This is a genomic window from Planctomycetia bacterium (assembly GCA_034440135.1).
In the GTDB taxonomy this organism is placed as follows: domain Bacteria; phylum Planctomycetota; class Planctomycetia; order Pirellulales; family JALHLM01; genus JALHLM01.
In genome coordinates this window covers 1-18,026 of record JAWXBP010000120.1, presented here as the reverse complement: position 1 = coordinate 18,026, position 18,026 = coordinate 1, and the positions used below count along the sequence as shown (strand labels likewise).

General features: G+C 61.6%; 16 protein-coding genes. 11 read left to right on the top strand and 5 right to left on the bottom strand.

Features of this window, described 5'->3' with window-relative positions:
• Nucleotides 1–151: 151 nt before the first annotated feature.
• The 5 genes from SGJ19_06740 (at nt 152) to SGJ19_06720 (ending at nt 5,578) form a co-directional block, all read left to right on the top strand.
• Nucleotides 152–2,188, top strand: a complete 2,037-nt coding sequence (locus tag SGJ19_06740) for an alkaline phosphatase family protein (GenBank protein ID MDZ4779930.1) — start codon at nt 152–154, stop codon at nt 2,186–2,188.
• Between the two features lie 195 nt (nt 2,189–2,383).
• Nucleotides 2,384–2,569 (top strand): hypothetical protein, encoded by a 186-nt coding sequence (locus SGJ19_06735; protein MDZ4779929.1) that lies wholly within the window; start codon nt 2,384–2,386, stop codon nt 2,567–2,569.
• Nucleotides 2,569–3,405: a hypothetical protein gene (locus SGJ19_06730; GenBank protein MDZ4779928.1), complete on the top strand. Its 837-nt coding sequence runs from the start codon at nt 2,569–2,571 to the stop codon at nt 3,403–3,405. The genes SGJ19_06735 and SGJ19_06730 overlap by 1 nt, the downstream gene beginning before the upstream one ends.
• 14 nt (nt 3,406–3,419) lie before the next feature.
• The gene (locus tag SGJ19_06725; protein MDZ4779927.1) at nt 3,420–3,986 is read left to right on the top strand and encodes a sulfotransferase family protein; all 567 of its coding nucleotides are present in this window, start codon (nt 3,420–3,422) and stop codon (nt 3,984–3,986) included.
• A 113-nt stretch (nt 3,987–4,099) separates the two neighbouring features.
• Entirely contained in the window at nt 4,100–5,578 is a 1,479-nt protein-coding gene (locus SGJ19_06720) for an aldehyde dehydrogenase family protein (GenBank protein ID MDZ4779926.1), read from the top strand.
• A 128-nt stretch (nt 5,579–5,706) separates the two neighbouring features.
• Here SGJ19_06720 and SGJ19_06715 read toward each other — a convergent pair whose 3' ends face one another.
• From SGJ19_06715 to SGJ19_06705, 3 genes are all read right to left on the bottom strand, one after another.
• A complete protein-coding gene (locus SGJ19_06715; GenBank protein ID MDZ4779925.1) occupies nt 5,707–6,294 on the bottom strand; it encodes a hypothetical protein in 588 nt (195 codons plus the stop codon).
• A 245-nt stretch (nt 6,295–6,539) separates the two neighbouring features.
• Nucleotides 6,540–8,822 (bottom strand): tetratricopeptide repeat protein, encoded by a 2,283-nt coding sequence (locus tag SGJ19_06710; GenBank protein ID MDZ4779924.1) that lies wholly within the window; start codon nt 8,820–8,822, stop codon nt 6,540–6,542.
• Between the two features lie 10 nt (nt 8,823–8,832).
• Nucleotides 8,833–9,516, bottom strand: a complete 684-nt coding sequence (locus SGJ19_06705; GenBank protein ID MDZ4779923.1) for a redoxin domain-containing protein — start codon at nt 9,514–9,516, stop codon at nt 8,833–8,835.
• Between the two features lie 218 nt (nt 9,517–9,734).
• On the opposite strand from SGJ19_06705, the gene SGJ19_06700 reads away from it, so the two are divergent.
• From SGJ19_06700 to SGJ19_06675, 6 genes are all read left to right on the top strand, one after another.
• Complete coding sequence (locus SGJ19_06700) at nt 9,735–10,175, top strand: PEP-CTERM sorting domain-containing protein (GenBank protein MDZ4779922.1); 441 nt, start codon at nt 9,735–9,737, stop codon at nt 10,173–10,175.
• A 107-nt stretch (nt 10,176–10,282) separates the two neighbouring features.
• Nucleotides 10,283–11,665: a beta-N-acetylglucosaminidase domain-containing protein gene (locus SGJ19_06695; GenBank protein ID MDZ4779921.1), complete on the top strand. Its 1,383-nt coding sequence runs from the start codon at nt 10,283–10,285 to the stop codon at nt 11,663–11,665.
• A 150-nt stretch (nt 11,666–11,815) separates the two neighbouring features.
• Nucleotides 11,816–12,445, top strand: coding sequence for a GNAT family N-acetyltransferase (locus tag SGJ19_06690; protein ID MDZ4779920.1), 630 nt, complete (start codon nt 11,816–11,818; stop codon nt 12,443–12,445).
• A gap of 15 nt (nt 12,446–12,460) precedes the next feature.
• Entirely contained in the window at nt 12,461–13,732 is a 1,272-nt protein-coding gene (locus tag SGJ19_06685; protein ID MDZ4779919.1) for a DegT/DnrJ/EryC1/StrS family aminotransferase, read from the top strand.
• Nucleotides 13,687–14,982, top strand: coding sequence for a PTS transporter subunit EIIC (locus SGJ19_06680; GenBank protein ID MDZ4779918.1), 1,296 nt, complete (start codon nt 13,687–13,689; stop codon nt 14,980–14,982). Before SGJ19_06685 ends, SGJ19_06680 begins: the two co-directional genes overlap by 46 nt.
• A 233-nt stretch (nt 14,983–15,215) precedes the next feature.
• Nucleotides 15,216–16,490, top strand: coding sequence for a hypothetical protein (locus tag SGJ19_06675; GenBank protein ID MDZ4779917.1), 1,275 nt, complete (start codon nt 15,216–15,218; stop codon nt 16,488–16,490).
• 262 nt (nt 16,491–16,752) lie between these two features.
• On the opposite strand, the gene SGJ19_06670 is transcribed toward SGJ19_06675, so the two are convergent.
• Entirely contained in the window at nt 16,753–17,223 is a 471-nt protein-coding gene (locus tag SGJ19_06670; protein ID MDZ4779916.1) for a hypothetical protein, read from the bottom strand.
• Nucleotides 17,224–17,238: 15 nt separating this feature from the next.
• A partial coding sequence (locus tag SGJ19_06665) for an alpha/beta hydrolase (protein ID MDZ4779915.1) occupies nt 17,239–18,026 on the bottom strand: 788 nt, incomplete at its 5' end.

Here is an 18,026-nt window from a genome sequence, read left to right as displayed (position 1 = left end):
ATCGAACCGGAAGCGTCAGCGCCCGGAGCGCACACTCGAAAATTAGTTGTGGCACGGTCTTCCATTAGTTGTGGCACGGTCTCCCGACCGTGCCACAGCGGCGCAGACAAACTGACGGTTCTCGCACTACGCGTTAATTCAGACGACAAACATGACCGCCACCAACAAACCACGCTTCAATCGCCGCAAACTCTTGCGCGGTTCCGCGGTCGCCGCCACGCTCGGCGCAGCCGGCCTTGGCGGCGCGGTCTGGCTTTCTGGCCGCACGCGCGCGTCGCGGAGCATCGGCAAGAAAGTCATCGTCATCGGTATCGACGGCATGGATCCTCGGCTCACCGAAAGCATGATGAACGAGGGACTGCTGCCGCACCTGAGCAAGCTCCGCGCAACCGGCGGGTTCTCGCCGCTCGGCACCAGCATCCCGCCGCAGAGTCCCGTGGCTTGGGCCAATTTCATCAACGGCTCCGGGCCGGGCTCGCATGGCATCTTCGATTTCATTCACCGCCACCCGCACGAACAATGTGCGCCGTTCTATTCCGCCGCCGAGACCATCCCCGGCCATGGCGGTTGGGAAGTCGGCGATTACAACCTGCAACTCGATTTCTGGCCCTTCAACCATCAACCGTCAGCCACATTGCTCCGTCGGCAGGGCGTGCCATTTTGGGATTACCTCGACAAGGAAAAAATCCCTTCCACCTTCTACGATCTCCCGGCCAACTACCCGCCGAGTCCTTCGCAGTATGGTTACCATCGCTGCATCTCCGGCATGGGCACGCCCGACATGCTCGGCTCGTATGGAACCTACCAACACTTCGCCGACAACAACGCGCCGGAGCCCGTCGACGAAGGGGGCGGCTGGCGGTTCAAGCTCAAGTTCGAGTCCGACACGGCCCAGGCGGAACTCATGGGCCCCGCGAACACGATTCTCAAAACGCCGAAGCCGGTGAACATTCCGTTTCGCGTCCACCGCGACCGCGCGGCCAACGCGGCGCTCGTCGAGATTCAAGGCAAGAAGCTCCTCATGAAGGCCGGCCAGTGGAGCGCCTGGACGCAAATCGACTTTGCCCTCGAAACACCGGAATTCCTGCCCGATCAACACGCCTCAGGCATCTGCCGCTTCCTGCTGCAAGAAGTTGCGCCGAACTTCCGGCTCTACGTCACGCCAATCAACATCGATCCCTCGGTGCCGGCCGTCGCCATGTCCGAACCGGCCGAGTTTCTACCGGAAATCGCCGATAAGCTCGGCCTGTTCGGCACCGCAGGTTTTCAAGAAGATCACAAAGCCCGGTCGAATCGCGTCTTCGTCGACGACGAGTTCTTCAAGCAAGCCACGCACGTGCTGGAAGAACGTCTCGCGCTCTTCGACTACGCCGTCGACGACTACGAAGACGGACTGCTGTTCTTTTACTTTTCCAGCAGCGACCTGCAATCGCACATGTTCTGGTGGGATTCCGACGATCCCCACCCCATCCGCTCCACGACCGAAGCGAAGAAGTGGCACGAGCATGTGCGCCGCTTGTATCAACGGCTCGATCAAGTCGTCGGCGACATGCTGGATCGCTACGGCGGCAAGGCGACGGTGCTCGTGATGAGCGACCACGGCTTCGCCAACTTCGGCTGGCAGTTCAATTTGAACTCATTCCTGCGCTACGCCGGCTACCTCGGCCCGCCGGAATGCACGTCAATCATGAAGGACGTCGATTGGTCGCAAACCCGCGCCTACGGCCTCGGCATCAACGGCCTTTATTTGAATCTCAAGGGGCGCGAACGCGACGGCATTGTCGAGCCTGGCGAACAACAGGAAACGCTGCTCAAAGAACTTGTCGCGCGCCTGACGGCAATCACCGGCTACGACGGTAAGCCGGTGATTCGCAACGTCTACCGCGCGGATGAAGTTTATCAAGGCGATTCGACGGCCCTCGCCCCCGACCTGATCGTCGGCTACGCCCGCGGCTGCCGCGCCAGTTGGGCCACCTGCCTCGGCGACCTGACCGAAGATATCCTGCTGAGAAACGACCAGGCCTGGAGCGCCGACCACTGCGCCGACGCCCTGGAAGTCCCCGGCATCCTGTTCGCCAACAAATCCATGAACTCAAAAGCCCCCTCCCTGATCGACGTAGCCCCATCCATCCTGGCGGAGTTCGGATTGCAGACCCCAACGACAATGAACGGCAAGAGTTTCTTTTGAGGAGTAAGGGAGTAAGGGAGTAAGGGAGTAAGGGAGTAAGGGAGTGCATTGTACTTAGCCCCGGAGGGGCGACCGATAATAGCCAGGGGTGCCAACCCCTGGATTAGGCGCCGTACCAACAATCAGAGCCCCAACGGGGCGACACTTTTAAAACCGCTCAAATTTGCTTTCCTCCTTTCCTCTCTCCCTTCCCCAATGCCCAAAATCAACCTCGACTCCACCCTCCACGATCGCGCCCAATCCGCCGCCGAAAAACTCGGCTATTCCGACGTGGAAGAATTCGTCGCCCACGCCGTCGAAAATGAACTGCAGCGCCTCAAGGTCGAAGAGGCCGAAGGCCAGGTCGCCGATCAACTGCGGGGCTTGGGATACATCGAGTAATGGAAGCCGCGGCTCAAGTCCTCATCTGGCTGAACGCCCTGGCGAACGCCATCGGGCGCATCGTGCTTGCGCCGACCGCCTGGCTCCCAGGCTGGCTATCGGCAACAATCGCCGCCTCGGCCACGGGCCTCGTGATGTTGTACGCCTTCAAGTACACCTCGAATCAAGGCGCGATCAAACGCGTCCGCGACGACATCAAAGCCAACCTGCTGGCGCTCAAGCTCTTCAAAGACAGCCCGGCCGTAACCATGCGCGCCCAGGGGCGCGTCTTTGCCGGCGCCGGTAAATTGATGCTGCTGGCGATCATTCCGATGTTGGTGATGGCCCTGCCCGCCTGCCTGGTGCTCGGCCAACTGGCGCTCTGGTATCAAGCGCGACCATTGAAAATCGGCGAGGAAGCCCTCGTCGAAGTCCGCCTGCGCGACGACGCCCAAGTCGCCGACGTTTCGCTCGACGCCAACGACGCCTTCGAACCCGTCATCGGCCCGCTGCGCGTTCAAAGCGATCACTCCGTATTCTGGAAGCTGAAAGCCAAAGCAGCCGGCCAGCACACGTTAAACCTGCGCATCGGCGACCAGGCGTTCAGCAAAGACCTGATGGTCGGCGACGGGTTGATGCGCACCAGTCTGAAGCGCCCCGATCACGCGCTCGGCGACTTGCTCGTGCATCCCGCGGAACCGCCGTTCGGCGCGGACTCCGCGGTGCAATCGATCGCCATTGAATACCCCGCTCGAAAATCTTTCCCCACCGGCGCCGATACCTGGGTGATCTATTGGTTCATCGTCTCGATGGTCGCCGCGTTTGTCGGCAAACCTTGGCTGAACGTGCAAATCTAACCGCAATCACAATCATGCACGAAGAAATCATCGTCGTCTCCGGCCTCCCGCGCTCCGGTACGTCGCTCATGATGCAGATGCTCGACCGCGGCGGCATCGAAATCATGACCGACCACCTCCGCACCGCCGACATCGACAACCCCAAAGGCTACTACGAGTTCGAGGACGTCAAAAAAGTCAAGCAAAACGCCGACTGGCTTCCCAGCGCGCGCGGCAAGGCGCTCAAGGCCGTCTCGCAGTTGCTCTACGACCTCCCGCCAACCGAAGACTATCGCGTGATCTTCATGCGCCGCGATCTAGACGAGATGCTCCGCTCCCAGGAAAAAATGCTGCTCCGCTTGGATCGCACGCCAGCCCCGGCCGACAAGATGAAGCAAGCCTACGAACTCCACCTGGAACGCCTCTTCGTCTGGCTGGAAAAACAATCGCACCTCACAACGATGTTCGTCAATTACGGCGAACTCATGGCGTCGCCAGAGCCCATCGCCACGCAAGTCTACGAATTCCTCAGCAGCCGCCCCAGCATCGCGGAAATGACGTCGTGCGTTGATCCGTCGCTCTATCGCAACCGCGCGACGTAACGCTCACCCTTCCGGCACTACGACCGAGCGCGCTCTATCCACCTTTCCCGGCATTCCCCTACAATTCCCCGGAGCCCCATCGCCGCCCAAACTCGCCCACGGAGGATTCTCTCATGGCCACCGCGACTGCCCCCATCAAACATGCCCGTCCGCAGATTCGCCAAACCGAATGCTTCATCGGCGGCCAGTGGCAGCCCGCCGTCAGTGGAAAAACCTTCGAAACGATCGACCCCGCGACGGAAACCGTCATCGCCCAAGTCGCGGAAGGAGACGCCGCCGACGTCGATCTCGCCGTCAAGGCGGCCCGCAAGGCCTTCGACGGCGGCGAGTGGTCGAAGATGGACGCCCGCGATCGCGGCGCGTTGATGCACAAGCTCTGCGATTTGATCGAGCAGGACGCCGACGAGCTCGCACGGCTTGAAACGCTCGACAACGGCAAACCAATTCGCGAATCGGCCAATGTTGACATCAAGCTCGCCGTCGATTGCCTCCGCTATTACGCCGGGTACGCCGACAAGATTCACGGCCAGACGATTCCCATCCGCGGCCCGTACCTCACTTACACGCGCCGCGAGCCGGTCGGCGTCGCCGGGCAGATCATCCCGTGGAATTTCCCGATGCTGATGGTCGCCTGGAAATGGGGACCGGCGCTCGCGGCAGGCTGCACCATCGTCATGAAGCCGGCGGAACAAACTCCGCTCACCTGCTTGCGCCTCGCGCGCCTCGCGCAGAAGGCCGGCATCCCCGACGGCGTGATAAACGTCGTCCCCGGTTACGGCCCCACGGCCGGCGCGTCGATCGTCAAGCATCCGGGTGTCGATAAGATCGCCTTCACCGGCGAACATCGCACCGCGCAACTCATCATGGTCGATGCCGCGCAGACCTTGAAGCGGCTCACCTTCGAACTCGGCGGCAAAAGCCCCAACATCATCTTCGCCGACGCCGACCTGAACGCCGCCGCCATCGGCGCGCACGTCGGGCTGTATCTCAATCAGGGCCAATGCTGCTGCGCAGGCAGCCGCGTCTTCGTCGAGGACAAAGTCTACGACAAGTTCATCGACGCGATCTCCTCCATGAACCAGAAACGCCGCCTCGGCGATCCGTTCGACCCGGCCACGGAGCAAGGCCCGCAGGTCGATCGCGCGCAGTTCGACAAGATCATGAAGTACATCGACCTCGGCAAACAGGAAGGCGCCTCCTGCGTCACCGGCGGCAAACGCTTCGGCGACCAAGGCTATTTCATCGAGCCGACCCTCTTCGCCGACGTCCAAGACAACATGGCCATCGCGAAGGACGAAATCTTCGGCCCGGTGATGTCGGTACTGCGTTTCAAGAGCGTGGATGAAATTGTCGAGCGCGCCAACAACACCTGCTTCGGCCTGGCCGCAGCCGTCTGGACCCGCGACATCGGCAAAGCCCACCGCCTCGCCGCCGCCGTCCGCGCCGGCACGGTCTGGATCAACTGCTACGACGTCTTCGACGCCGCCGCCCCCTTCGGCGGCTTCAAAATGTCCGGCCTCGGCCGAGAACTCGGCGAAAAAGGCCTCGACGCGTATACGGAAACGAAGACGGTGACGGTGAGTTTGCGGTAAGTTGGCCGCCCAAGCGTTGACGGACCAGCGAAGTCGAACAAAGGAAAACCAATCGCCGCGTACGAAATACGCGAGTTTCAGAATCGAATGGGCGAGCCGATTTGAGTTCGCGATTGGTGACGGGAACTTCACGGGTCAATTGAGCCCTTGCATTGGACGATCCACTTTCCTCGGTCGTAATTGGCGTCGTAGAACACATTGCATCCACCGGTGCGAATCGAGTCGCCGCCTGTGCCCCCGGCGTTCAACAACGTGATTTGGATTTGCCCGTCGAGAAGCCGGTATCCATCGTCATTTGGTTCTTCACCAACGTTGAACTTGTCCAGTCGGATTCCCAAGAGCCGCGGTCGACTGTCGTCTGTCGGAGCGCCTTCAATAACGCGCGAAGATTCAAAGCCTTCCACAGATGGAATGTACCATTCGGGCCACAGTACTCCACTATTCTCGTTGCACACAAGTGCGAATTGCTGGTCACCGGCAGTTCCGTAGAATTCACGGGAGTCCTTGAAATCGGGATCCGTCAGAACGTCATGGAGCAGTGCGTCAAAGATTGCCCTTTGATCAGCGGCAAGCTTAGATTCTGTTGCGTTCGTATCGGCCAGCTGTTCCGACGCGGGGTCGTTCGCTGACTGCATCCGAGACGTTGATTCGTCAGCATGAGAGCAGGCGCTAACGGTACAAGCGGAGACGATCATAAACAACAAGTAGATTCGCATGGCATCGCTCGCATAGCCTGTTTGTCAGATGGTTCGAAATACCGCCTTTGGCTCTGTTGTGGCACGGTCTCCCGACCGTGCCACCCGCCCGACCGAAGGTCTCCCTTTGCTCGATGCGATGCGCCAACATCGCGCTTGCGATCAAGCCCCAAAGGGGCGACCGTCAGTAGCCAGGGGTGAGCGCAGCGAACCCCTGGAAACCGCGATTACATATACCCGGTAGCCCCAACGGGGCGGCCGACACGCTACTCCCCCAACTCCCTCCTCAACTCCAGCAACTTCCCATTCCCCGGCTCCTCCAGCAACCACGCCGCCACCGCCTCCCGCGCCAGGCCAATATCCTTCAACCGCTCAGCCAAATGAAACCGCTCGGCGTGCAGTAACACCAAAAACCGATGCCGATGACTCCGCGGCCAATTCGTCGGCGTCGGCAATATCGCCGCCCGACCAAGGTGCTCACGGGCAACGTCAAGCTGATCGCCGTTCATCGCCAATTGGCCAAGAAACAACTCCGGCACCGGATGCTCCGGCGCTTCCTGGCAAGCCTCCTGCAATAACGTCCGCGCACGCTCCGGATCGCCGTTCTGCAAAGAGTAAACCGCCAACAGCACCTTCGGCGGATGAATATACGGCGCTTTGAAATACGCCGCACGCAACAACTCCAGCGCATCATCGGCCCGTCCTTGCTTGACGCGAATCTCCGCCAACTTCAGGTGCGCCGGCGCATGATCCGGCGCATTGCGCAGCGCCGCTTCACACGCCGCCGCGGCCTCATCGAACTTACCGCCGCGCATCAATATGCCGGCCAGCCCTAGCTGCGCATCCGTCAGCTCCGGCGCAAGGTCTGTCGCCTGCCGAAATGCCTGCTCCGCCTCATCCAGCTTCGCTTCGGACAACAGCGCTTGTCCCAACCCCAACCACGCCAACGGGAAAGCGCGATCCTTCATCAACGCTTGCCGCAACACTTCTTCCGCCTTGGCATGATCCCCCTTCGTCGCGTACACGAGTCCCAAGTGCGTCAGATAGTAGACCGACTCCGCCGCGCCGGCTTCGTACGATGTCAACGCCGCGAGCGCCTTGTCCGGCTCCCCGAGCGCCACATAACTCGCCGCCAGTCCTTCACGGCTGAACGGATCCTCCGGATGTCCCTCCAACGTGCGCTGAAAACCAATCACCTTCGATTTCAATTCGTACTGCTTGAAATCCTCGACGAGCATCTCGCGCTCGTCGGCCTCGGTCGCCACGACCTGCAAATAAACGTCCGCCATCTCTTCATCGGCGTTCGAGCCATACCGCACACGCACCGGCGGATGATGTCGGTTCCGCGGATTCGCTGCGGAGTTGTCATACGTGAACGCCGAACGCAACTTCGTCCCGCGCGGCAATTCAATCGGGTTCGCGTAACGATAGTTGTCGTGCCACTTCTCATCAAAATGCTCGATCTCGATCAACGACACCGACTTCCCATCCGGCAACTCGGCGGCGACGTTAATCGACTCGCAAAGCGAATGCGCGTGCGGAAACACCGCATGCACCGTCACATCGATCGGCAACGTAAATTCGTCCGCCAAGACGTGGCGCCGCTCACCAGCCGGAATATCAATATCCCGGCTCCCAATCCGCAACACCAGCGGCCGCAACCGCGGCGGCTCATCGGTGAAGCGAATCCCCAGCCGAAACTGCGCCGTCTCCGGTTTTCCAGACGGCTGCAGATGCGTATGCAGCGCCAACTTTCGCTCCGGCAACAGTCGCCAGGCGAAATCACGATTCACCATCCCCGGCTGAATACCCGGCACCCAGGTGACGAGTTGCCCTTCCGGATCGCGCCGCCACGCCATCCCCGCATAGCCCGGCAGCGGATCATCCGCGTCGCGCCGTTCAGATTCGCGCGAGTCGTCCAGGCCAATCCGCGCATGATGCGTCACCCGCGGATTGAGCGGCCGCAACTCAATCGACTCCACCCACCGCGGGCGATCAATCCCGGTCGCAATCACAAAGTTGCGAAATTCATCCGCCCCCGCCGCCGGCACTTCATACGCCGGGCTTTCCAGAATCAAATCCGGCTTACCAAGCTTCCATTCCGCGGCTGCCCCGGTCGCCGGCGCGTCAGCGACGACCGGTCCCGCCGGCGCATCAGCGTCGGCCCAGGCCTTGAGCAATTGCTTCTGCGCGTCCGTAAGTCGTCGATCGCCCGCAAACAACCCATGCTCGTTCCGCGGCAACCAAGGCGGCATCAATCCACTGGCGGTCACGTCGGCAATCTGCCGCGCCCGCTTCTTGGCGTCGTCGTACGTCAACAAACTGAACGGCGCGGCGTCCCCCGGTTGATGGCAGGAAACGCACTTCTCCAATACGATCGGCCGGATGTTCACCGAATAGCTGACTTCCGACTTGACGGCGTCAACTTTCAACGGTGCAGCATCTGGCGCTACCGGCCCCGGCGACTCGGAGCACCCGGCGGTCGCCACAATGACCAATGCCCAAACGCGCGAAGCCCAGCGCGGCGGTTCATGCGATGCGTCAATCATCTCGGGCGCGTCAATCCAAGTCTTCGATGTAACAACCCACGGCCTCGGTCTCCGCTTCCGCAATAGGCTCCCCGGCCAGCGTCGCGCGGATCGCCTCTTCGAGGTCATGCCGAGTCGCCGTCGCCCGAGACTTCCCCAACTCTACGAACTGGTCGTCAATGCGCCCGCGATAAGTCCGTTGACGCTCTCGATCGAACACCACAGCCTCAGGCGTTACGCTCGCGCCGGTCAGTTTCACCAGCGCGTGCGTCGTATCGCGGACCGCGTCGCCGGGATACTCATACTCCGCGCGATGACTACGAATCTCCTCCACTGTCTCCCGCGGATCGACATAGACCATCACAAATCGCACGCCTTGCGGAGCAAATTCGTCATGCAATCGCCGCAACTCCGGGGCGTACCGGTTCGAAATGGGACAGTCCGATCGCAAAAACACGACCACGGTCGCCTGGGCCGCATCATCCCCCCAAACGTCAAACTCGTTACCTTCCAGGTCCAACAACCTCAAAGCGTCGGCCGATTGCTCGACGTTCCCATCTGCCGGTCGCAGAGCAACGCTCTCAGTGCAGCCAGCCAGCATGATGACAGTCAGGCTGACGGCGCCGATCCGGCGAAACCCCGCGGAAATCAGAGAAAAGCCGCCGCGAAATCGATGTTCAGGGAACTTCTGGATCGCCATGAAAGTCTCAAGCATGACTGCGAATCGCACTCCACCCGCGCCCTACTGACTAGCAAAAGCGAGGGGTATCCGGGGCGAATTCGCTTTCAAATTGATTGAAGGACGCCGCAACCGTTGCTAGTATGATACCTGACTTGCGCGATAGAGCGCGATCGGACGGGTACATAAAATAGGACGTTCGCGACGGTCAGGGCGTTCTTGCCTGCCGCGTGCATTTTGCCAGGAACAGAAGTATGGCCTTGCGAATCCGCTTGTTGACCGTGGCGACGCTCGCACTCACCGCCGCGCCGGTTTATGCCGGTTGCCCGGTCATTTCCAGCCTGGAAAGCGACGGCGCTCAATTCGTCGATCTGTTCGGCAATGCCACGGTGGATCGCGCCCTCCAAGACTCGTCCGGTACGGTCGCGGCCAACTTCGGTCCAGAACGGCCCGCCGCGGATGCCGCGTTGACCGGGGCAGACTTCTGGCAAGGCCCGATGTTCGACTCCTCGTCTGAGGCGGCCGATTTGTTTGTTGCCGGTTCAGTCGAGCTTATGGGAATCAACTACGATTTCCTTGCCACCGCGTCAGGTGGCGCGCGTTCTGTGCCGGAACCCAGCGCCGTCGTCCTTGGTGGCATCGCCCTGGCCGGAATGGTCTTCGGAAGGCGCTTTGTCCGCCGCCGTTCTGGGTAAGCGGATTCGCGGGACCCGGTTGATGCCCGGCCGGACTTGCTGAGATACTGGCGAAGCGCAATGACGCGCCGATTCGCCGCATCTCCTTCCGCCGAGCCTACGTTTCGATGTCGCAAGCTTCGCCGCCGCCTTTCCTGGCCGGAGTCATCGAAGGCTTCTACGGCCCGCCCTGGTCGCCGGCCGAGCGCGCCGAGTTGCTCGAATGGATGTCGGCCGGGCGGCTGAATACCTATCTCTATGCGCCCAAAGACGATCTCAAACACCGCGCCGCCTGGCGCGAATTATATGAGCCGTCCGAAACCGCGCCGTTGACAGCGATGATCCGCGGCTGCCGAGAGCGCGGCATCAGGTTTATCTACGCGCTCAGTCCCGGGCTCGATATCCGTTTCAACGAACCGGCGGAACTAGAACGCATCCTCGCCCGCTTCGACCAACTGCTCGCCCTGGGTTGCGACGACTTCGCGCTCCTGTTCGACGACATCCCCGACCAGATGAGGTCCGAGGACCGCGAGCGCTTCGATACCTTTGCCGCCGCGCAATGCCACATCGCCAACGCGGCGTTTCGCTGGCTGCGTGAGCGCCGCCCCAATGCGCGGTTTCTCTTCTGCCCAACGCCCTACTGCGGGCGCATGGCCGAGCGACAACTCGGCGGCGCCGGCTATCTCGAAACCATCGGACGCGAACTCGACGAAGCCATCGACATCTGTTGGACCGGCCCCGAAATCATCGCGCGCGAAATCACGGTCGAACATGCACGTACGCTGCAAAGCCGCCTGCGCCGTAAACCGCTCATCTGGGACAACCTGCACGCCAACGATTACGACGGCCGCCGCATGTATCTCGGTCCTTACGCCGGTCGCCCCGCGGCGCTTCGCATCGAAGTCGCCGGCATCCTCTGCAATCCCAACACCGAGTTCCCATTAAACTACGTGCCGCTACGGACGTTTGCGGACTACGTCGAAGCGCCGGACAATTGGGACCCGCGCGCCGCATACCTCGCGGCGATGCAGGAATGGCTGCCGCGCTTTGCCACGCACAAGGGCCCGGCTACGTCAGAAGACTTGCTGCTGTTCGGCGATTCCTATTACCTGCCCTACGAAGCAGGAACGGAAGCCGCCACGCTACGGCGATTCGCCGAGGACTTCATCATCAACAATCAGCCGGACGCCGGCGCAGAGTTCCTGGAGCGCGGCGCTCGGCTGCGAAATTTCTGCGCGGCCCTGACCGACCTGAGCGACCGGCCATTGTTTTACGCCCTGCATCGCCGCGCCTGGGAATTGCGCGAAGAGCTGGACCTGCTGCTCGGCTACGTCCGCGCAAAACAAGCGGATCCCTCGGCCACCTTCCATTCCGACTTTCATCTGCCCCGCACCTATCGCGGCGGCCTGGTGGCTCAACTGCAAAGGCTGCTGGCGCTCCAGCCCGACGGTTCCTTCTTTCCCGCCAACGCCGCCAGCCCAAGTCATCTCCCCCGTCGCGACGAGAACTAGGTGCACATGCAGAACATACTAAGCGATGGGTGCCACTGGCGGCTTGTCCGCCAGTGCTGGAGTTGAGCCCGCCATCGAGACATATACCGCACTGGCGGACAAGCCGCCAGTGACGCCCCACATCACACTTGCTGCGAGTTTGCGTAGACGATGCCCCACTTCAAAATCCGTCTCGCGCGCCCGGACGATCAAGCGGCAACCTACTACGTCTGCCTCAAGACCGGCGACTACGGCCGCGACGGCGAGCCGTTTTATCAGGACGATCCCGACGCGCTGGGCCGCATCTTCGTCGGCCCGTATCTTGTCTACGAGCCGGAACTGAGTTTCGTACTCGAAGACGAGCAAGGCGTCTGCGGATACGCCTTCGGTTCGCTGGACTCGCACGAATTCTATGGTCGCTACGAGCGCGAATGGCGGCCCCGACTCTGTGAGCAATTCCCGCTGCCGCAGGGCGACCCAGCGACGTGGACCCGCGCGCAGCTGGTCCATTCCTGGTACCATCAGCCCGACTACTTTTGTCCGGAACCCTACGCGGAATACCCTGCGCACCTGCACATCGACTTGCTCGACCGGGCGCAAGGACAAGGCTACGGCCGACGCATGATGGAACTCGTCATGGAAAAACTGCGCGAGCGCAATTCGCCGGGAGCCCATCTCGGCGTGAGCATCCAAAACACGCCGGCGCTTGGTTTCTACGCGCGTCTCGGCTTTCGGGAATTAGCCCGCACCGGCGGCGCAGAAGACGGTTGCATTTACCTCGGCAAGACATTGCGGGACTGAAGCTCGCTTTCAATCATGACACAATCCCTTGCACTTCTCGGCGGCCAACCTCTGCGGTCGCGTCCCTTCACCCGTTGGCCCATCTTCGGCAAGCCCGAAGAAGAAGCCTTGCTCCGCACCTTGCACAGCGGGCACTGGGGCCGGCTCGACGGCCAGGAAGTTGCGCGCTTCGAGGAGCGCTTCGCGTCGATGCATGGTTGCCGCCACGGCGCCGCCGTCGTCAACGGTACGGTCTCGCTGCGACTGAGCTTGATGGCGGCCGGCCTCCAAGCCGAAGACGAAGTCATCGTTCCGCCCTACACTTTTTTCTCCACGGCCTCGGCGGTCGTCGAAGCGAACATGATCCCCGTGTTCGCCGATATCGATTTGGAGACGTTTAATCTCGATCCCCAAGCGCTCGTAGCGGCAATCACGCCGCGCACCCGCGCCGTGATCCCGGTTCACTTCGCTGGTCAGCCGGCCGAAATGGACGCCATCAACACCATCGCCAAGAAACAGGACCTGCTGGTCATCGAAGACGCCGCCCACGCCCACGGCGCCAGCTATCAAAATCGGCCGGTCGGAAGCCTGGCGGACATCGCGTCGTTCTCGTATCAGTCCAGCAAAAACCTCACCTGCGGCGAAGGCGGACTGATCACCACGAACGACGACGAGCTCGCCGAGAACTTCCGCTCACTCGGCAACTGCGGCCGTATCCCCACCGGCGTCTGGTACGAGCATCACGTCATCTCCGGCAACTACCGGCTCGGCGAGTTCCAAGGGGCCATGCTCAACGCGCAGCTCGATCGCCTGGAAGCCCAGGCCGCGACGCGCGACGCGAATGGCCTCTACCTGGCCGAGCGCTTATCGTCATTACCAGGGTTACATCCCCAACGACGCTCAGACGCCTGCACGCGCCATGCCTATCACCTGTTCATGCTGCGAATCGACGGCCAGACCTTCGGCGCCCCGCGCGCCGTGGTGATCGAAGCCCTCCGCGCGGAAGGCATTCCCTGCTCGCCCGGTTATGGCTATTCACTGCCCGACCAGCCGATGTTCCGCAATCGCGCCTTCGGCCCGTATCTGCCCGGCGTGGTCGATCGCCTCGACTACGAGCGCACAAGTTGTCCGAACAGCGACCTGATTTGCCAGGAACAAGGCCTCTGGCTGGAACATGCCATGCTCCTCGGGCCTCGCGAAGATATGGACGACATTCACCGCGCCTTCGAGAAGATTCACGCTCAGCGCGTCGCCCTGACGGATTGGTCCCGCAACCGGGATTCAGCGCCGGCGAGGTCGACTACGTGAACAACTTCACCGCCTTCCTGAATCGCTACATCGTGCCGCCGCTGACCGTCCTCAGCGAGAACACCTACCTCACCGCGATCCGCGCCGGCGTCGTCTCGCTCGCGCCGCTGACCATCATCGGCGGGCTGTTCCTAATGGTCTGCTTTTTTCCGGTGAAAGGCTGGGACGAAATCATCGCGCCGTATTTGCCGGTGCTGCAAGTGCCGGTGACCGCGACGTTCGGGCTCCTGTCCGTCTACCTCTGCTTTGCCGTCAGCTATCACTTTGGCAAGCTCCTGCAACAGGAAGCCATCGTCAGCGCAGGCATCGCCGCCGTCGTCTATTTGATGGTGCAATTGCAGATCGACGCCGAAGGCAACGCCGTCTTCGAAATGGATCGTCTCGGCTCGCAAGGACTATTCACGGCGATTCTCGTCGCACTCATTTGCGTCCGCGTACAGAAATTGCTCACCGACAAGAACGCCGTCATCCGTCTGCCGGCCAGCGTGCCGCCGATTGTTTACGACTCCTTCTTATCACTGACGCCGCTGTTCAGCCTCGTGGTGTTGTTCTGGCTGCTGCGATTCGTACTTGGCGTTGATATCAACGAACTCGTTCAGTACGTCTTCAGCCCGCTCGTGTTTGCTCTGAACACTCTGCCGGGCATTCTGGTCTGCGTATTGGTGATCACCATCCTCTGGTCGATCGGCATCAACGGCGACAACGCGCTGGACGCCCTCGTGGCGCCGGTCTTTCTGCAATACCTCGCGATGAACGTCGAGGCTGCCGGTCGCCACGAACCCTTGCCCTACATCACCGCACAAGGATTCGTGAGCACCTTCGTGAACGTCGGCGGCACCGGCGCGACACTCGGTCTCGCCCTCGTGATGCTCAACTCGAAAGAACCCGGCTATCGCAAGGTCAGCCGCCTCTCGTTGCCCACGCAGATCTTCCAGATCAACGAGCCGATCTTCTTCGGCTTTCCAATCGTGTTGAACCCCATCCTGATGGTCCCCTACGTCCTGAGCGCCTTGTCGCTCACCGTCTGCTCGTATCTGCTCATGGACTGGGGTTGGATCGGCCGGCCGCTCGTCAACGTCCCCTGGACCACGCCCCCCATCATCGGCCATTTTCTCTGCACCGGTGATTGGCGGGCGGCCGTATGGGGCGCGGTTTCCATCCCGCTGGCCATGCTGGTTTACTATCCGTTCGCCAAAGCCGCCGAACGCCAACGGCTCGAACAAGAAGCCGCCGGCGTCGCGCACGAATAGTCCCGCGGCAAGTCGTTATCGCCCGGCACGTCCTACACGACGTACAGCCGGCACAGCTTCACAGCATTCGGACGGAATACGCGCCCCGCATGCTACGACCGTCAGCATTTCATCCGTCTCGGCCGCCGATCTAGTCGATTATCCCGATAGCCGCGCGGCCGACAGGAAGTCGCCCGCCCGGCGCAACGCGCACTGCTGCGCGCTGCACAATTCACCGGAAGGGATGCCGGAACATGCGCCTCAATCTTCGCGCCGCGGCGCTCTGCGCGCCGCTGGCCCTGGCCACGCTGCTAATTGCCGACCATGCGCAAGCGCAGTCCTTCGGCGTCGAGGCCCACAACACCACCATGCCGGCCTCCGGCGGGCTCGGCGGTACGAGCATTGCCCGGCCGCAGGATCTGACCTCGGCCATCAATGGCAACCCCGCCACCGTCGCGCAATTCGAAGGGACGCAGTTCCTCTTCGGCGGCGCCTGGGCCGAGCCGACCTTCAGCATCCAGCAAACCGCGCCCATTCCGCTCCTCGGCGTCGAACCCTACGGCGCCAAATCGCACGCGCAAGGCATCGGCTCCAGCGCCATCGGCGTCACGCAAGACTTGCGCTCCTTGGGCTTGCCCGCCACCTTCGGCATGGGCTTCTTCGCCGCCGCGGCCGGCGGCGCCGATTTCCGCCACAATCCAGCCAGCAACGGCACGAACGCCGGCCTCACTGCGCTCGAAATCACGTCCAGCCTCGGCGTCGATCTCACGGATCGCTTGTCGGTCGGCGCGGCGATTTCCCTCGGCACCGCGTTCTTCGATCCGCCCTTCGTCGAAATCGGCGGCATGACCTACGACTACGCCCTCCGTGGTTCGATCGGCGCGGACTACGACCTGTCGCGCCACACGAACGTCGGCATGTACTATCAGACCAAGCAGGCGTTCCGCTTCAAAGACGCCGTGCAGTTCGAGCAGTTGCCCGACAGCCCGTCGCTCGATGTCGACATGGACTTGCCGCAAAACATCGGCTTCGGCATCGCCAACGACCGCCTCGCACAGGGCCGCCTGCTCGTCATGGCCGACGTCCTCTACAAACTCTACGACGAAGCCCAACTCTTCTCGACGGTCTACGACAACCAATGGGTCTTCCAGACCGGAGCCCAATACACCGCCGGGCGCTACAAATACCGCATCGGTTATGCCTTCGCTGAGAATCCGCTCGACGAAAACCCCGGCCCCAACATCGGCGGCATCACGCCCCCGGGCGGATTTGCCGCGGTGCGCTATACGCAAGCCTTACTGGCCATTACCTGCCAGCATCGCTTTAGCGCCGGCCTGGGAGTCAGCGACGTCCTGCCCGGCGTCGACATGGACTTCATGGCCGGCGGCATGTTCCCTGACGAGGAGCAACTCGGCGCTTCGACCTCGACGTCCATCGAATCCTACTGGGTCGGCGCCGGCCTCACCTGGGCCTTCGACCGCTGCGCCACAAAACGCCGCGTCACGGATTGCGACGAATGCTGCGAGTAAGACCGAGTTGCCAGTGAAACAAGCTAAATCGCGCGAACAGCCACATTCCGAAAGCTGCAGTCAGAATGTGCCGGGGTGCCACTGGCGGCTCGTCCGCCAGTGTGGGACGGACGTGATTGGCACGCCAGCTCATGCCTTAGCGGATACGCCGCTATAGGCAACGATGGCTCAGTTCTCTTGGTAAATTCCCTCGGCCCCACGCATTCGACGAATTCTTTCGCGTCCTTTCGCGTGTTTCGCGGGCAAACCTCCGAAGCGAACATCACGCCCGAAACCGCCCATTCGCGGCCCAGCCCAGCCAAATAAACGTCACCAACAGCAACCGTTGCGACACCGCGAACGGCGCCTCGCTCTGCGTGGGCGCAAGCTCCACGAGCGAAGGAAACTTCTGGAAGAACTGCACCACCAGCACGAACGTGTTCAGATACAGCGCGCCAAGCGAACAGAATAAGAACGCCTTGCGCCACCCGCCGGACAGATGCCGCCCGTACAGCGCATAAGCCGCCACGCCCAAAATCACCAGCGAGACGATCCCAAATCCGATCGCCGGCGTGAAGCCGCGGAACGGAAAGAAAAACCCAGTCACGCTCGTCACCGCCGTGGTCACGAGAAACCACGCCGTCCAACGCGGCAACAGTTTCCCGGCCAGCATCCCCGCCAACGCGCCAAATCCAGTGACGATGCCAATGACGCTGATGACAATGTGAAGCAGCGTGAAGAGTGCGAGCGACATGAAGTCCTTAAGGTTCTAGGATTGAACAAACGCCAGCAGATCCGCGTTGAGTTGATCCTTGCTCGTATCCCCGAGACTGTGCGACCCGCCCGGATAAATCTTCAACTCCACTTCCCGCACGAGCTTCGCCGACAACAGCGCCGACGCCCCGATCGGCACAATCTGATCGTCGTCGCCATGGATAATCAACGTCGGCACGTCGAACTTCTTCAAATCCTCGGTGAAATCCGTCTCCGAAAACGCCTGGATGCAATCGTACGCGTTCTTGTGGCCGGACATCATCCCCTGCAGGAACCACGATTGAATCAACCCTTGCGAGACCTTCGCCCCTGGCCGATTGAAACCAAAAAACGGCCCGCTCGCCACATCCAGAAAAAACTGCGCTCGGTCCGCCAGATATTGCTTGCGGAAATCGTCGAACACCGCCAGCGGCAATCCGCCAGGATTCGCCGGCGTCTGCAGCATGATCGGCGGCACCGCCCCTATCAGCACGGCCTTCGAAAGACGCTTCGTGCCATGCCGGCCGATATACCGGGCCACTTCGCCGCCGCCCGTGGAATGACCGATCATCACGGCGTCGCGCACGTCAAGATGATCGAGCAATTCCGCCAGGTCGTCAGCATACGTGTCCATCTCATTGCCATGCCACGGCTGGCTCGATCGGCCATGCCCGCGCCGATCATGTGCGATGCACCGATACCCCTGCGACGCCAGGAAAAACATCTGCGCTTCCCAAGCGTCGGCCGTCAGCGGCCAACCATGGCTGAACGTGATCGGCCGGCCCGATCCCCAATCCTTGTAAT

Excerpts from the sequence above, each read along its gene's own strand:
- SGJ19_06730 (MDZ4779928.1), top strand. The coding sequence starts at position 2,569 with ATGGAAGCCGCGGCTCAAGTCCTCATCTGGCTGAACGCCCTGGCGAAC.
- SGJ19_06710 (MDZ4779924.1), bottom strand. The coding sequence starts at position 8,822 with ATGATTGACGCATCGCATGAACCGCCGCGCTGGGCTTCGCGCGTTTGG.
- SGJ19_06715 (MDZ4779925.1), bottom strand. The coding sequence starts at position 6,294 with ATGCGAATCTACTTGTTGTTTATGATCGTCTCCGCTTGTACCGTTAGC.
- SGJ19_06725 (MDZ4779927.1), top strand. The coding sequence starts at position 3,420 with ATGCACGAAGAAATCATCGTCGTCTCCGGCCTCCCGCGCTCCGGTACG.
- SGJ19_06735 (MDZ4779929.1), top strand. The coding sequence starts at position 2,384 with ATGCCCAAAATCAACCTCGACTCCACCCTCCACGATCGCGCCCAATCC.
- SGJ19_06695 (MDZ4779921.1), top strand. The coding sequence starts at position 10,283 with ATGTCGCAAGCTTCGCCGCCGCCTTTCCTGGCCGGAGTCATCGAAGGC.
- SGJ19_06685 (MDZ4779919.1), top strand. The coding sequence starts at position 12,461 with ATGACACAATCCCTTGCACTTCTCGGCGGCCAACCTCTGCGGTCGCGT.
- SGJ19_06720 (MDZ4779926.1), top strand. The coding sequence starts at position 4,100 with ATGGCCACCGCGACTGCCCCCATCAAACATGCCCGTCCGCAGATTCGC.
- SGJ19_06700 (MDZ4779922.1), top strand. The coding sequence starts at position 9,735 with ATGGCCTTGCGAATCCGCTTGTTGACCGTGGCGACGCTCGCACTCACC.
- SGJ19_06705 (MDZ4779923.1), bottom strand. The coding sequence starts at position 9,516 with ATGCTTGAGACTTTCATGGCGATCCAGAAGTTCCCTGAACATCGATTT.
- SGJ19_06690 (MDZ4779920.1), top strand. The coding sequence starts at position 11,816 with ATGCCCCACTTCAAAATCCGTCTCGCGCGCCCGGACGATCAAGCGGCA.
- SGJ19_06740 (MDZ4779930.1), top strand. The coding sequence starts at position 152 with ATGACCGCCACCAACAAACCACGCTTCAATCGCCGCAAACTCTTGCGC.
- SGJ19_06670 (MDZ4779916.1), bottom strand. The coding sequence starts at position 17,223 with ATGTCGCTCGCACTCTTCACGCTGCTTCACATTGTCATCAGCGTCATT.
- SGJ19_06675 (MDZ4779917.1), top strand. The coding sequence starts at position 15,216 with ATGCGCCTCAATCTTCGCGCCGCGGCGCTCTGCGCGCCGCTGGCCCTG.